Genomic DNA, 13,189 nt, shown 5'->3' with positions numbered 1-13,189 from the left:
GATGGGGATCTCGCCACCCCTTTTCTCAGATGCCTCATAAGGCTCATCCGCGCTCAGGATGCCCATGGGGCGTGGGAAGGCAAATCGGACGCTGACCTGCTGGCCGACTTCATCCTCGCCAAGGAGCAGCGCCGTGAGATCCCGATCATCGGCGATCCCGATCCGGACGTGCTGTGGAGGCTCCAGAATTTTTACAGTTGCGTGGGACTTGTTATCGAAGAGCGATGCGGCCTGGTGGCATCGCCGATCATGACGATCGGCCATGAGGGCTTTGGCCGCGTGGTTCTCACGACCGGACGGTTGGTCGTTCTGTCGAAGACCCTACGCGATGTCCACCGGTTCGGCTTTGAGATGCTTGGGAAACTCGCCGAGGTGGGCACAAAATTGGTCGACGATGCGATCGCAGTCCCAATGTGGCGCGGGCGTGATGAGCCGGTTTTTGAGGAAGGAGATCATGTCAGACCTTGAGAAACTACAGAAGAAGGTCCGCAAGCTGCAGTCGCGGGCGGGCAATGCGAAGATGGAATTGCACGACCTAGCCGAGGACCTCCCGGTCAACTGGACCGAGATCAAGGCGGTCGCCGAGAAGACGTTCGGGGTTTTTGCCGAGTTGGAGGCTGCGAAACGAGAGCTCGGCGCATTGGAGAACTCACGATGATGGGCCCAATTTTCGTTACCCGCGATGGCTCCAGATGGATGCCGGAATATCTGACCGCTATCGATGGCACGACCTGCATCGGTTGCGGCCGCTGCTTTAAGGTCTGCTCGCGCGAGGTCATGCACCTTCACGGAATCGATGACACCGGTGAAATCCTCGGCATCTGCGACGGCCAGGACGACGACTTCGATGGCGAGCTCAATCGCATTGATGGTCGTCGACCATGCCGGCTGTTGCATTGGCTGCGGAGCCTGTGGCCGCGTCTGCCCGAAGAACTGCCAGACTCATGTTGCCGCAGACAAGGTTGCTGCGTGATCTTGCGAACAAATCAGGAGAACAGTGTTGCCCTTCAGAATCTTTTGTCTCCTCCTGCTGCTCGTCGTCGGCGCCAGCGCCCCAACGAGCTACTTCGTCTCGCATTCCATCCGCATCGTAATGGTCAAAACGATGGGTGCTTGGCTCCTTCTTCAAGTGGCTTATTTCGCAAGCATGCTCTTTCTCATCTGGCGGTCTAGCCGCGCTCAGAGCGGTCGCCAAAGGGCTAAGCGGTCGATCATTGCCAGGAAGGACGCTATCAGTCGCAAGCGTATCATGAGGGCGACAAATGAAGGCTCCGACGCGCTCCAACCGGGTCAAACCCTCCGAGTATCGGCGCTCCCTTGGGTGGCCTTTCACTATTACCTCTCGGCTCAGGATAAGACGCCGTTACCGTGTTTGCGATTGCCTAGAGGGACTCCAGGATGAATGAGACTATTCGCGATTTGCTGGCCAAGTGTGATGCGCTCCCCGTCACAATGGATCAGATTGCCGACGACGCCGATCTCTATGCGGCGGGGCTGTCTTCCTTTGCGTCGGTGCAACTCATGCTCCGCATCGAAGAGGCTTTCGATATCGAGTTTCCCGACAATCTGCTGAACCGTAAATCCTTTGCCAGCATCGTCGCCATCGAAAAGACGGTTGGCATGATCCTGGATAGCCGAAAGGTCGTCTGATGAACGTCGCGGGCGCTCTGATTGAAGCCAGGGCCGGAGACGCGGCGGCGGTGCGCGCCGCACGCGTCGCGGCGATCGCCGGCAAATATGCTGACGCAGTCGATGCCGAAGGCCGTTTCCCGCGCGAAGCTGTAGATGCGATGCGCGCCGAAAGGCTGCTCGGCATTCAGGTGCCGCACCATCTCGGCGGTGAATCGGCCTCGATCACCGAGATCGCCGAATTGTGCTCGATGCTCGGCCAGGCTTGCGCGGCGAGCGCCATGGTCTTCGCCATGCACCACATTAAGCTGTCGAGCCTTGTCGAACACGGCGCCGACAGCCAATGGCATTGCCATTTCATGCGCCGCATTGCTGCCGAGCAACTGCTGATCGCCTCCGCCACCACCGAGGGTGGGATCGGCGGAAACCTGCGCAACAGTATTTGTGCGGTTGAGGTCGATGGCGATAGCTGCCGCCTCGAAAAGGATGCCACCGTCATTTCCTACGGCTCGCATGCCGACGCCATTCTCATCACCTCGCGTGCGCATGCCCAGGCGGCTTCCTCCGATCAGGTGCTTACGGCCTTCCTCAAGGACCAGTACACGCTCGAGAAAACGCACGTCTGGAACACGCTCGGCATGCGCGGCACCTGCTCCGACGGCTTCCTGTTCAAGGGACAAGCGCCGGCAGAGCAGATCCTGCCGAAGCCTTTTGCCGAAATCGCGGCGCAGTCCATGCTCGCCTCCTCGCATCTGCTTTGGAGCGGTGTCTGGTACGGCATTGCGGTCGACGCCGTCGCTCGCGCCCAGGCCTTCGTGCGCGCCGCTGCCCGCAAGGCGCCGGATGCCCAGCCGCCGGGTGCGCTGCGCCTGGCGGAGGTGTCGAACCTGCTCCAGATGGTGAAATCCAACGTGGTTGCCGGCCTCAAGGCCTATGAACATGCCAAGGCCGATCCCGACAGGCTGTCGTCGATGGGCTTTGCCGTGGCGATGAACAACGTCAAGATCGCCTCATCCGAGACGATCCTGGAGATCGTCAACCACGCCATGCTGATCTGCGGCATCATGGGCTACAAGAACGGCACGCCCTTCAGCCTGGGACGCCATCTGCGCGACGCCCATTCCGCGCAGCTGATGATTTCGAACGACCGCATCCTCGGCAATACGTCGAGCATGCTTCTTGTCCACAAGCAGGACACTAGCCTACTGGGGTAACAGTCATGGATATGCAGACCTCGTTTCTCGACCGGCTTTTCGAATCCGGCCTGCTGATCGATACGGGTATCGACGGGCTCTATGGCCGCAGCGGCCAGTTCGAAGAGGCGGCGGCGACGGTGCGGAGGCCATGCGTTTTCCGCCCGGCATGAACCGCGCCTTTTTCGAAAAGAGCGGCTACATGAAGAGCTTCCCGCAGCTGGCCGGCACAGTGCACAGCTTCTGCGGCAGCGAACTCGACCATGTCAGCCTGTTGCAATGCATGGAAGTCGGCGAGGACTGGACCAAGGGGCAGGAAGCGACCGATATCGTGTTGACGCCGGCTGCCTGCTATCCGCTCTATCCGACGGTCGCCAAGCGCGGCAATCTGCCGAAGACGGGCGGCCTCTTCGACCTGCAATCCTATTGCTTCCGCCACGAGCCGTCGAAAGACCCGGCCCGCCAGCAGCTGTTCCGGATGCGCGAATATGTCTGCATGGGCACCGAAGAGCATGTCACCGATTTCCGCCAACGCTGGATGGATCGCGGCGTCGAGATGATGAAAGCCGTCGGCCTCGAGGTGACGATCGACATCGCCAACGATCCGTTCTTCGGCCGCGCCGGCAAGATGCTCGCCAACAATCAGCGCGACCAGAACCTGAAGTTCGAACTGCTGATCCCGATCACCTCGTCCGCCAATCCCACCGCCTGCATGAGCTTCAACTATCATCAGGACGCCTTCGGCACGAAATGGGGTCTCAACCTCGAAGACGGCAGCGTCGCGCACACGGCCTGTGTCGGCTTCGGGCTGGAGCGCATCGCGCTTGCGCTTCTCCATCATCATGGGCTCGATACCGTGGAATGGCCCGAGAGCGTGCGCAAGGCACTGTGGGGTTGATCATGGCTTCCGTCTTCAGGGACCTCGATCCCGTTACCCATAAGTCACACGCGCTGCACGCCAGCGAGCGTATGTGGCCGGAAACCAACTGCTATATCGACCTCTGGATCGAAGTGCTGAACACGCTTAGGCTGCCTCCGGAAGCGATGCTCGGCTTCACTGTGACCCTGGATTTCGAGGGCGACCAGTTCCCCTTCTTCAAGGTGCCGCTCGAAGATCTCGAAGCGATCTACGGCATCCGCTGCACGGAGCTGGCGATCTACAACGAGGTCCAGCATCACGTTGCCGAACAGATCGGTCGTGGCCGGCTTTGCCTGGTGGAGATGGATCCCTTCTTTATGCCGGATACGCAGGGCGTCGGCTATCGCTGCGAGCACGGCAAGACGACGATGGCGATCAATCGGCTTGATATCGCGGGCCGTTCGCTCGACTATTTTCACAATGGCGGCTTCTTCAGCCTTTCGGGCGAGGATTTCGACGGACTGTTGCAGTTGCAGCTTACGGAAGAGGATCCCCCGTTCCTGCCCTATACCGAATTTGCTAAATTCCCGGAAAAGGCGCCGGGAGAATCCGCCATTCGGCAAACATCGCGGCAGCTCCTGGATTTCCATTTCTGCCGCCGCCCCACGGCCAACCCCATACGTGCCTTCGCAGCGGTTTTCCCGGCCCAGGCGGAAGCGGTGGCCGAGCGGTCCTTCGGCTTTTTCCATAAATATGCCTTCAATACGCTGCGCCAGCTCGGGGCCAATTTCGAGCTGGCGGGCAGTCATCTCGATTGGCTGTCGGCGGATTTCGCTGAGGCGGCTGGTGAGGCACGGCGGATTTCGGAAGTGGCGAAATCGGTGCAGTTCCAGCTTGCCCGAGCTGTGACGCGCAAGAAATTCGAGCCGTTGCAGATGGCGCTTGAGCCGGCCGTGGATGCATGGGATTCCATGATGGGCCTGCTTCAACAAAAGCTGTAGTTGAACATGATCTCCTCCAAGAGTCGCTTTTCACTTATCGGGATCATGTTTTGAGTTGGGGGATCCAATGCAAGGGCGTTTGGCTGATATCAGCGGCGACGCGCTGCAGAGCGATGGCTGGAATCTGGTTCTGACGGATGCGGGCGCCTGCGCTTCGTCTTCGGATCTATCGCCTTCGGCTGGTCTCATCCCGGCACCTGTGCCGGGCACTGTGGCGGAAGCGCTGGAAAAGGCCGGGCTTTTCGACCGAGAACAACCGCATCCGTTGAACGACCGTGACGCTTGGTATCTCTGCCGGTTGGTCGATGTTAATGCCGGCGATGCCGTATTGCGGCTGGAAGGTCTGGCAACGCTCTGCGAAGTCTTCCTGAACGGCCAGAAAATTCTCGTCTCCGAGAGCATGTTCGAAACCCATGATCTTGCCGTTCACCTTCATGGCGGCGACGAACTGGCATTGTGCTTCCGTGCGCTGGAGCCGGGCCTTGGCGAACCCGGCCCGCGCGCCCGCTGGCGGCCGCAAATGATCACGCCGCAGGGATTGCGGCTGGTGCGCACGACCCTGCTCGGCCATATGCCTGGCTGGTGCCCGGAAAGACAGGCCGTCGGACCCTGGCGGCCGGTATCGCTGCTGCATCCGCATAAGCCCATCGTTCGCGACCTTTCGCTGCGGTCTGATCTGCTCGAGGATGGCGAGGGACTGCTCTATGCCTCGCTTTCGATCGAAGGGTATGTCAGCGAGGTCACCCTTCGCTGCGGCGAGATCAAGCAGGCCTTCGAGCGGGATAGCCACGGCCGCTGCACGACGATCCTGAAGATCCCTAGTGTGACGCCATGGTGGCCACGCACGCATGGAAGACCGCACCTCCATGAGGTCACGCTGATCATCGATGATGTCGAGCATCCGCTCGGACGCGCCGGCTTTCGTCGGCTGGCGATCGATCGCGGCCCCGATGGCAGGATTTCGGCCTGATGGTAAACGGCGAACGCATCTTCTGCCGTGGCGCGGTCTGGATCACAGCCGATATCGTGCGCCTACCTGGCGGTAGCGCCGATTCCGAACCGTGGCTGCGGCTGGCGGCGGAGGCCAGTATGAACCTGATCCGCATTGGCGGCACTATGGCCTAGGAGACGCCGGAGTTCTTCCGCCTCTGCGATGAGTTCGGCCTGCTGGTCTGGCGGGATTTCATGTTCGCCAATTTCGACTATCCGAAAGACGATAAGGCTTTGAACGCCCATGTCGAGGCGGAAGTGGCGCAGTTCCTTTCCGCCACGCGACTGTCGCCATCACTCGCCGTCGTTTGCGGCGGCAGCGAAACCAGCAGGCGGCGATGCTCGGCCTGCCGGAGCGACTCTGGCCGAGCCCCATCGTCGAGGAGATCATACCGGCGGTTGCCCGATCGCTTCGGCCGGATATCCCCTATGTCGCCAATTCGCCCTTCGGCGGCGCCATGCCGTCGGCGTCGGAGCCTATATGCGCCCTCTCGATGACTCACGCCGCGCTGACGTCCGCTTTGCGGCGGAAAGCTTGGGTTTCGCGCATTACCACAGGCCCGGAGCTGTCGCGGCATCTCTCGGTTCCTCCAGTCCAAAGCCCGCTATGGAAGGAGCGTGTGCCGCGCGATCGTGGCGCCTCCTGGGATTTTGAGGATGTGCGCGATCATTATCTTGCGAGCTCTATGGTTTCGAGTCGGATCGGCTGCTCCGGGAGGATCCTGATCTCTATCTTGCTCTGTCGCAGGCGGTCACCGGCGAAGTCGCGGAAGAGTGTTATGCCGAGTGGCGGCGGCAGGGTTCGGGCTGCAACGGCGCTCTGGTCTGGACGCTGTAGGATTTATTGCCTGGCCCGGCTGGGGCGTATCGATTCGACCGGAGAACCGAAGCCAACATGGTATGCGCTGCGCCGCCCCTTTCGGCCCGTGCAAGTGCTTTTCACCGACGAAGGCACCAACGGTCTCGATTTGCATGTGGCCAACGAGAGCAATGTGACGCTCGACCTCGATCCCGAGGTCCGCTGCCTGCGCGATGGCCGTCAAAAAGTGGTGAGCGGTAAGCTTGGCCTCTCGATCGAAGCCCGCGCCAAGTGCAAGATCGCCTGCACCGATCTCTCGGCGCCTTCTTCGACACCACCTATGCCTTCCGCTTCGGCCCGCCGTCGCATGACGTCACGGTAGCGCGTCTCATAGCGCCCGACACCGAGGCGCTGATCGCGGAAGCTTTCTATTTCCCCTTGGGCAGGACGAAAGCCTTTCATGAGGCCGAAATCACCGCTTCCGTCGCGCATCAGGACGATCACTGGTTCCTTGATCTGCGCAGCGACCGGCTGCACAATCGGTACAGATCGATCTTGAGGCCTATCGGGCGGAGGATGATTGGTTCCACCTACCGCCGGGTCCGATGCGGCGGTTGAGGCTTCATCCGAGAACTGGAACGTCGGCGGAAACTGTTCCCACCTGTCAGATCAAAACCCTGGGTAGCCGGCGAATAGTCGAAGTCTGATCAAGGTAAGTCACTGGAGAGAACATGCTGAAAAAGTTCGAACGATACCCGCTCACCTTTGGACTTACGCCCATCGAGAAGCTCGACCGCCTCGGCAAGCATCTAGGGGGAAAGATGGAAATCTACGCCAAACGCGAGGACTGCAACTCCGGTCTCGCGTTTGGCGGAAACAAGCTTCGCAAGCTCGAATACATCATCCCCGCTGCGATCGCGTCGAAAGCCGATACGCTTATCTCCATCGGCGGCGTGCAGTCCAACCACACGCGGATGGTCGCGGCGGTCGCCGCCAAGATCGGCATGAAATGCGTGCTTGTCCAAGAGAGCTGGGTACCACATGAAGATGCCGTTTACGACCGAGTCGGTAACATTCTCTTGAGCCGTATCATGGGAGCAGAGGTGCGGCTGGTCGATGAGGGCTTTGACATCGGCATCCGCGGCAGTTGGGAAGAGGCACTCGACGAGGTCAAGTCAAGAGGAGGTAGACCCTATGCAATACCAGCCGGGGCATCCGTTCACACATTTGGTGGTCTCGGCTACGTCGGCTTCGCGGAGGAAGTCCGTGCACAGGAGAAGCAGCTTGGATTTGCCTTCGACTATATCGTGGTTTGCACGGTGACGGGTTCGACGCAAGCCGGCATGGTGGTCGGGTTCGCCAGTGACGGGCGACAGCGCAACGTGATCGGGATCGATGCCTCCGCAAGCCCCGCCCAAGCCAAGGCGCAGGTGCTAAAAATTGCTCGGCATACTGCAACGCTCGTTGACCTCGACAAGGAAATCGACGACGACGACGTGCTTCTGCTCGAGGGATATGCGTATCCTAGTTATGGCATTCCGTCAGAGGAAACGAAGGAGGCCATCCGCTTGTGCGCGCAGCTGGAGGGCATGATCATCGATCCGGTCTACGAGGGCAAATCAATGCAAGGGATGGTTGATCTCGTGCAGAAGGGCTTTTTTCCAGAAGGATCGAAGGTCCTCTATGCGCATTTGGGGGGCGTTCCGGCGATCAACGGTTACAGCTATGCCTTTCGCAACGGCTGACGCCAGGCGATGTTGCGGCGAGCGCACGCGCTATGCGGTGGTACTGCTCCACGAAGATGCTCTTGCGAGTCTCGGAAATCTCCAGTTTAGAGCCAACCTCGGTCTGAGTGACAGGCACCTCCAACAAAAAGTACGGTTTGCTGAATGTTTTTTCATGTGATGCATAGCAGGTGCATTCAATACGGCCCCTACCGAACCTGGTAGTTTTTGATGATTCCATCATCACATAGAGTGTGGGCGGTGATCGTCCACCATACCCAATCAGGAACCTGACACAGCCTCCATAGGAGCAGTGAACATAGCCACGCGGGCAGCGAGCTGCCCGGAACTGCCCTCTGGAGGTCGAGTATCATGAGAGCCTTGGATATTTCTATCATTGGAGCCACGGGGGCCGTCGGGGCTGAACTGATAAAGTTGCTGGATTCGAGCCAGCTTCCGGTCTCTCGTTTGCGGTTGCTAGCGTCCCGCACCTCGGTCGGTCGCCAAACAAGGTTTCGAGATGAAATCTGCATCGTGGAGCCACTCGACGAAATCGACGATACCCAAGCCGATATCGCGTTATTCTCCGCAGGGGGCGCGGTAAGCGCCAAATATGGACCTCTGTTCGCAGCCCAGGGCGCCCTCGTGATCGACAACTCGAACGCCTTTCGAATGAACCCGGACGTACCACTCCTCATACCACAAGTTAGTCCTAATGCGCTCGCGGCTCGCCCGCGTTCGGGGATAGTGGCAAACCCAAACTGTTCTACGATTCAGCTGGTCCGCGCTCTTAGACCATTGGTCACTGAATTCGATGTCCATCAGATCATTTTGACCACCTTTCAGGCCGCTTCGGGGGGCGGCCTGAAAGGGATCGACGAGCTATTGGAAGGGGCCAGAGCCGCACTGGTTGGACGAGCGCCGCCAACCGCGGAGCATTTCCCTTTTCCCCTTGCGTTCAATGTAATACCGCAAGTTGGTGAGATCGCCTCGGAGGGCGTGACTTTAGAAGAGCGTAAGCTCGTTCAGGAGTCTCGAAAAATCTTGGGTCTGCCTCATCTGCGGTTAACCTCCACCTGCGTTCGGGTTCCCGTAGTAAATGGCCATTCGGAGGCGGTGTATCTCGAGCTACACGAGCCCGTTCCCCTGGAGCGGGTTCATGAGTTGCTGGCGATAGAGTCCGATGTCCGGCTCTATGCAGACGGAACCCACGAAGGATACCCCACACCGCGCTTTCTGGAAGATCCTACGGTTGTTCACGTCGGGCGCGTGAGAGTAAACCCCGAGAATCCGTGCGGGCTCTGGCTCTGGATCGTCGCAGATAATCTTCAAGTTGGAGCGGCGCTTAACGCACTTCCCATCGCAAAGCTTGCAATCGCCAACAACGTGATTGGTGGACCATGTACGCAACGGTTCTAAAATTCGGAGGCTCTAGTTTTCGGCATCCTGAAGACTTCGGTCGAGTCGCTCGGCATTTAGCCGAGCGACTCGCAGCCGGTGAAAACAAAATCGTTGCCGTGGTCAGCGCAATGTCGGGAACGACCGACAACCTCAAATCAGTCATGCTCGACGTCAACAAGCAAGTAAAACCATCGAACCTCGATGCGGCACTCGCAACCGGAGAGATGCTCAGTGCCTGCCTGTTGGAGGCCGCCGTGAGCCGGCAAGGGATTCCCGTCATGTCTTTAAACGGTTATTCCCTTGGAATATGTACGAATTCAGACTTCGGCCGCGCTTCGATAGAAAGCGTAAATCCTAGTTCAATTATTGCAGCGTTACGGGGAAATGACATTGTCATTGCCACGGGCGGACAGGCAATTGATCAGTCGGGCAGGTTAACGTTTCTCGGCAGAAATAGCTCTGATCTGACAGCTATCGTAATTGCCTCCATGTTGGGAGAGCGCTTTTGTGAAATATACTCGGATGTTCCGGGTGTCTATACAGCAGACCCTTATCTTGTGCCGGGAGCGCGATTGATTCCAAAGATTGCCTACGAGACAATCGCACGGATGTCGAGATATGGCGCAAAAGTACTGCACCACAGGGCAGTGGAGTATGCCGAAAAGCACTCGGTCACCATTGCTTGCAAATCGCTCACCAGCGACGGAGTGGTTAATGGCACGATTGTCACAGAGCATGGGAATGCCCCTTCCGTGACACTGGCTCGCGGTGCAGCCGTGTTATCGTGCGGCAGCCTTGCGGAACGCAACAAGCTCCGCGCGATTCTTGATCAGGAGGACATCAGCGCAATCTGTACGGAGGACAACCGCGGGATCGGCATTTGCATTTTAAGCGACGTTGATTTTGCCCTTCGGATTGTCGCGCTGACAGGCAACCGCTCGGTCTCCGTTGGTTCAAGAACCGCAGTGACAGAGCTCGATTCTTCAACGTTGCGCGTCCATTTGGAAGACGATCATAAGCTGGCGATTTCCCGGGCGCGTGAGATCCATGAACGATTGTATCCCGGAACGGACGGCGAACCAGTTGCGCCGAGAGCGGCTAAGCAGCGCTCCGCTCACAGTTCGTTGCTCATCGGTACGGATGCGCCGGAAAATACGCAATGACGCCGTCGAGGGGTGCCGAAGCGGATGGGACCGTCGCTCGAGACACTTGGAGCCCCGGCGCATGGGGCAACGCGTAAGAAGCAGGAATGAGCAAATATTGAGCTTGCTCGTCATCCTTTCCCGGCATTGAACAGTAATCACATCACAGCTGATTTGATGGTATGGAACAGCTCCAACATCGGTACAATTGAGGGCGCGGGGGGAGGCAGGTCGACGAAGCTACCTGTAGCCAAAATACCTCGCGTGCCTAATCGGAAAGTGCGTATCCGACGGACCATACGGTGCGTATGAGATCCTGTCCGCCCGCCTTATTGAGAGCCGCTCGCAAGCGGCCAATGTGGACATCGATGGTGCGGGGGCCAACATGAACAGCGCGTTGCCAAGCCGCGCCCCGCAGTTCATCCCTGGAGTACACCTTATGTGGGTCCTTCATGAGATGGTGCAACAGTCGAAACTCCATTGGAGCGAGATGAATCGTACGTCCATTTCGCCGCACGCGATAACTGCTTGCATCCAGTTCGAGATCGAGAAAGGTCAAGAGTTCTCTTGGGCTGAGGGCGGGATCCCGATTCGCTTCCTGCCAGATCGCGCCAATACTTGTCATGAGTATCTCGGGCGAGAATGGTCTGCAAAGATACTGGTCGGCACCGGACTCAAGCATTTCTTGCCGACTTGCTTCGTGACCTTCGGCCGCAAGCGCGATAATCGACATTGACTGCGTCCGGCGGTCCAAGCGGAGGCGTTCACAGAGCGTCTGCGTCTCCACACCGGGTATACGTGATTCAAGAAGCAGCAGATCCGGCGCCGTTGTCCGGAGGCGCTTCGCAAGCGCCTCGCCATCGCTCACGCCTGCAACCACAAGGCCATTGCTTTTTACGGTGTATTCCAAAAACGTGCGAAAGCTATCGTCTGCCGCAGCGATCAGTACCATTGGCGGTGGCAGGAAACCCGGACTAGTAGCGTCATTCGACATCGTAGACCCTTCAGATGTGCCTTCGACCGGCCGCTCCATTTGTGGTTCTGTCGCGAATATGAATTTTGGCCACGAAGAGCAGTGTGCTACGCGACGCACTGATTGCCGCCGACACCATGCTTTCAAGTCAGCATCAATCGGATTGGACCGGACTTTGATGTAGTTCTTGTCAATATGCCAGTTTCCGGTGGGGCCGTTGCATCCGTTGAACAGCTCCAGCAGGTGAGTAGAGACGGGAACAATGCAGCGGTTGATCGTGGATTGATCAACCTGCAGATTCCGCTCAGCAATCGTATCTTCCAGATCGGGATGAGCGACCTGGGAGTGGCCGGGACAGTATTGTAGATGGGTGTTATCACAGGACGACTTCTCCTCGCTCGGTAATGCGGTTTGCTCACAATCATGCATGCACCGTGCCAAAGTAGCCCGACGTTCTAAAAACAATATGGCGTAAGTGCTGTTGTCGCGTTTGTGACGTCGCCGGACATGCTACAATGCGGGGCGCGGGTGGTATGGCGCGTGTGAATTCCGCTCGAAGGTGTCCTGGGTGCCGTTTCCTGGCCGGATACTCCAATCGCCGGTGCATGGGAGTTCGTGGCAATTGATAGCAAAAACGGCTGGAAACCGACACCTACTGTCGGGTTTGTCGAATCCGAAATATGGTCAATATTCGACCTAGCGCTTGCAGCGGCATAGTCGTAAGCGCGATTTTCGATGCGCATTGACGGCGGCAAGACCGATGACGTTCGCGCATTGGTAGCGAGATCCGGTTCTATCCGGCCTTAATAGTCTTGGAGAAGTTGAACGGCAGCAGGTCGTCGATTTCGGCCGCTTTGCCCCGTTGCGGCAACTCTGTGAGCAGTGTGGCGCAGCCAGGCGAGCGGGTCGATCCGCAGGCACGGCAGGTCAGCATGAGACTGTAGATCACGGCGCTGGCCTTGGCACCGTCGGAGGTATCACTGAACAGCCACGATTTTCTGCCGGTGGCAAAAACTCTGATCTCGCGCTCCAAAATGTTGTTGTCGATCGGCATCCTGCCATCGCTGATGTAGCGTGTCAGGTAATCCCATTGGTTCAGGGTGAGGAGACGGCATCGCCGAGCTTGGTATCCGGCACGATCTTTGGCGCGATGTTGTCGAGCCACGTCTTCAGGGCGTTGAGGACAGGCAAGCTGTGCTGTTGGCGGAATCGGCGAATGCAGTCACCTGTCGTTTCACCGGCGTCGGGCTTTTCGCCTCGCGTCTGCCTTTCGATCCGGTAGAGCTGCTCGAAGAACCTGAGAGCCCGATTCAAAAGTTCATTCGTATATCCAATATCTTGCGATGCGCCTTGTGAGCATTCTGATTGAAGCGATTTGCGCCCATGCGGTTGCGCTTTCGATTGATCTGAACCCTTCAAACTGGACCAATTTTGGTTAGAGTTTTCCGGTGCATTTTCCTGGCTGGGAAAGGACCAGA

Annotated in this window: 10 protein-coding genes and 4 pseudogenes; 12 read left to right on the top strand and 2 right to left on the bottom strand. The window is 58.4% G+C overall.

Annotated elements, in window-relative coordinates; translation table 11 throughout:
* From CO667_RS33815 to CO667_RS33760, 12 genes and pseudogenes are all read left to right on the top strand, one after another.
* Nucleotides 1-468 (top strand): NifX-associated nitrogen fixation protein (locus CO667_RS33815; RefSeq protein WP_097622236.1); only part of this gene is annotated, 468 nt, incomplete at its 5' end.
* Nucleotides 455-658 carry a CCE_0567 family metalloprotein gene (locus CO667_RS33810; RefSeq protein WP_096772150.1) on the top strand — a complete coding sequence of 68 codons (204 nt, stop codon included), beginning with the start codon at nucleotides 455-457 and terminating at the stop codon, nucleotides 656-658. The genes CO667_RS33815 and CO667_RS33810, both read left to right, overlap by 14 nt.
* Nucleotides 658-973, top strand: a pseudogene (gene fdxB, locus CO667_RS33805) (ferredoxin III, nif-specific). Before CO667_RS33810 ends, fdxB begins: the two are co-directional and overlap by 1 nt.
* Nucleotides 974-1,093: 120 nt before the next feature.
* A complete protein-coding gene (locus tag CO667_RS33800) occupies nucleotides 1,094-1,402 on the top strand; it encodes an exopolysaccharide production repressor protein (RefSeq protein ID WP_342588553.1) in 309 nt (102 codons plus the stop codon).
* A complete protein-coding gene (locus CO667_RS33795; RefSeq protein ID WP_096772148.1) occupies nucleotides 1,399-1,650 on the top strand; it encodes an acyl carrier protein in 252 nt (83 codons plus the stop codon). Before CO667_RS33800 ends, CO667_RS33795 begins: the two co-directional genes overlap by 4 nt.
* Nucleotides 1,650-2,843 (top strand): acyl-CoA dehydrogenase family protein, encoded by a 1,194-nt coding sequence (locus CO667_RS33790; protein WP_096772147.1) that lies wholly within the window; start codon nucleotides 1,650-1,652, stop codon nucleotides 2,841-2,843. Before CO667_RS33795 ends, CO667_RS33790 begins: the two co-directional genes overlap by 1 nt.
* A 5-nt stretch (nucleotides 2,844-2,848) precedes the next feature.
* Nucleotides 2,849-3,720 (top strand): annotated as a pseudogene (locus tag CO667_RS33785) (amino acid--[acyl-carrier-protein] ligase).
* A 2-nt stretch (nucleotides 3,721-3,722) separates the two neighbouring features.
* Entirely contained in the window at nucleotides 3,723-4,682 is a 960-nt protein-coding gene (locus CO667_RS33780) for a DUF1839 family protein (RefSeq protein ID WP_096772146.1), read from the top strand.
* 67 nt (nucleotides 4,683-4,749) lie between these two features.
* Nucleotides 4,750-7,178: pseudogene (locus CO667_RS33775) on the top strand (glycoside hydrolase family 2 protein).
* 24 nt (nucleotides 7,179-7,202) lie between these two features.
* Nucleotides 7,203-8,216: a 1-aminocyclopropane-1-carboxylate deaminase gene (locus tag CO667_RS33770; RefSeq protein ID WP_096772145.1), complete on the top strand. Its 1,014-nt coding sequence runs from the start codon at nucleotides 7,203-7,205 to the stop codon at nucleotides 8,214-8,216.
* Between the two features lie 351 nt (nucleotides 8,217-8,567).
* Entirely contained in the window at nucleotides 8,568-9,614 is a 1,047-nt protein-coding gene (locus CO667_RS33765) for an aspartate-semialdehyde dehydrogenase (protein ID WP_096772144.1), read from the top strand.
* On the top strand, nucleotides 9,596-10,759 hold the full coding sequence (locus CO667_RS33760; RefSeq protein WP_096772143.1) for a uridylate kinase: 1,164 nt from the start codon (nucleotides 9,596-9,598) through the stop codon (nucleotides 10,757-10,759). The genes CO667_RS33765 and CO667_RS33760 overlap by 19 nt, the downstream gene beginning before the upstream one ends.
* A 247-nt stretch (nucleotides 10,760-11,006) precedes the next feature.
* Here the strand turns inward: CO667_RS33760 and CO667_RS36170 are convergent, their stop codons facing one another.
* Both CO667_RS36170 and CO667_RS33750 read right to left on the bottom strand, forming a co-directional pair.
* On the bottom strand, nucleotides 11,007-12,140 hold the full coding sequence (locus CO667_RS36170) for a response regulator transcription factor (protein WP_239621050.1): 1,134 nt from the start codon (nucleotides 12,138-12,140) through the stop codon (nucleotides 11,007-11,009).
* 364 nt (nucleotides 12,141-12,504) lie between these two features.
* Nucleotides 12,505-13,025, bottom strand: a pseudogene (locus CO667_RS33750) (transposase).
* Nucleotides 13,026-13,189 lie beyond the last annotated feature (164 nt).

It is taken from the genome of Rhizobium sp. L43 (assembly GCF_002531725.1).
Lineage (GTDB): Bacteria > Pseudomonadota > Alphaproteobacteria > Rhizobiales > Rhizobiaceae > Rhizobium.
This window is presented reverse-complemented; position numbering and strand designations above follow the sequence as displayed.

What these genes read in the sequence shown, in the direction of transcription:
- CO667_RS33810 (WP_096772150.1), top strand. Translation starts at nt 455, where the DNA reads ATGTCAGACCTTGAGAAACTACAGAAGAAGGTCCGCAAGCTGCAGTCG.
- CO667_RS33800 (WP_342588553.1), top strand. Translation starts at nt 1,094, where the DNA reads ATGGTCAAAACGATGGGTGCTTGGCTCCTTCTTCAAGTGGCTTATTTC.
- CO667_RS33795 (WP_096772148.1), top strand. Translation starts at nt 1,399, where the DNA reads ATGAATGAGACTATTCGCGATTTGCTGGCCAAGTGTGATGCGCTCCCC.
- CO667_RS33790 (WP_096772147.1), top strand. Translation starts at nt 1,650, where the DNA reads ATGAACGTCGCGGGCGCTCTGATTGAAGCCAGGGCCGGAGACGCGGCG.
- CO667_RS33780 (WP_096772146.1), top strand. Translation starts at nt 3,723, where the DNA reads ATGGCTTCCGTCTTCAGGGACCTCGATCCCGTTACCCATAAGTCACAC.
- CO667_RS33770 (WP_096772145.1), top strand. Translation starts at nt 7,203, where the DNA reads ATGCTGAAAAAGTTCGAACGATACCCGCTCACCTTTGGACTTACGCCC.
- CO667_RS33765 (WP_096772144.1), top strand. Translation starts at nt 8,568, where the DNA reads ATGAGAGCCTTGGATATTTCTATCATTGGAGCCACGGGGGCCGTCGGG.
- CO667_RS33760 (WP_096772143.1), top strand. Translation starts at nt 9,596, where the DNA reads ATGTACGCAACGGTTCTAAAATTCGGAGGCTCTAGTTTTCGGCATCCT.
- CO667_RS36170 (WP_239621050.1), bottom strand. Translation starts at nt 12,140, where the DNA reads ATGCATGATTGTGAGCAAACCGCATTACCGAGCGAGGAGAAGTCGTCC.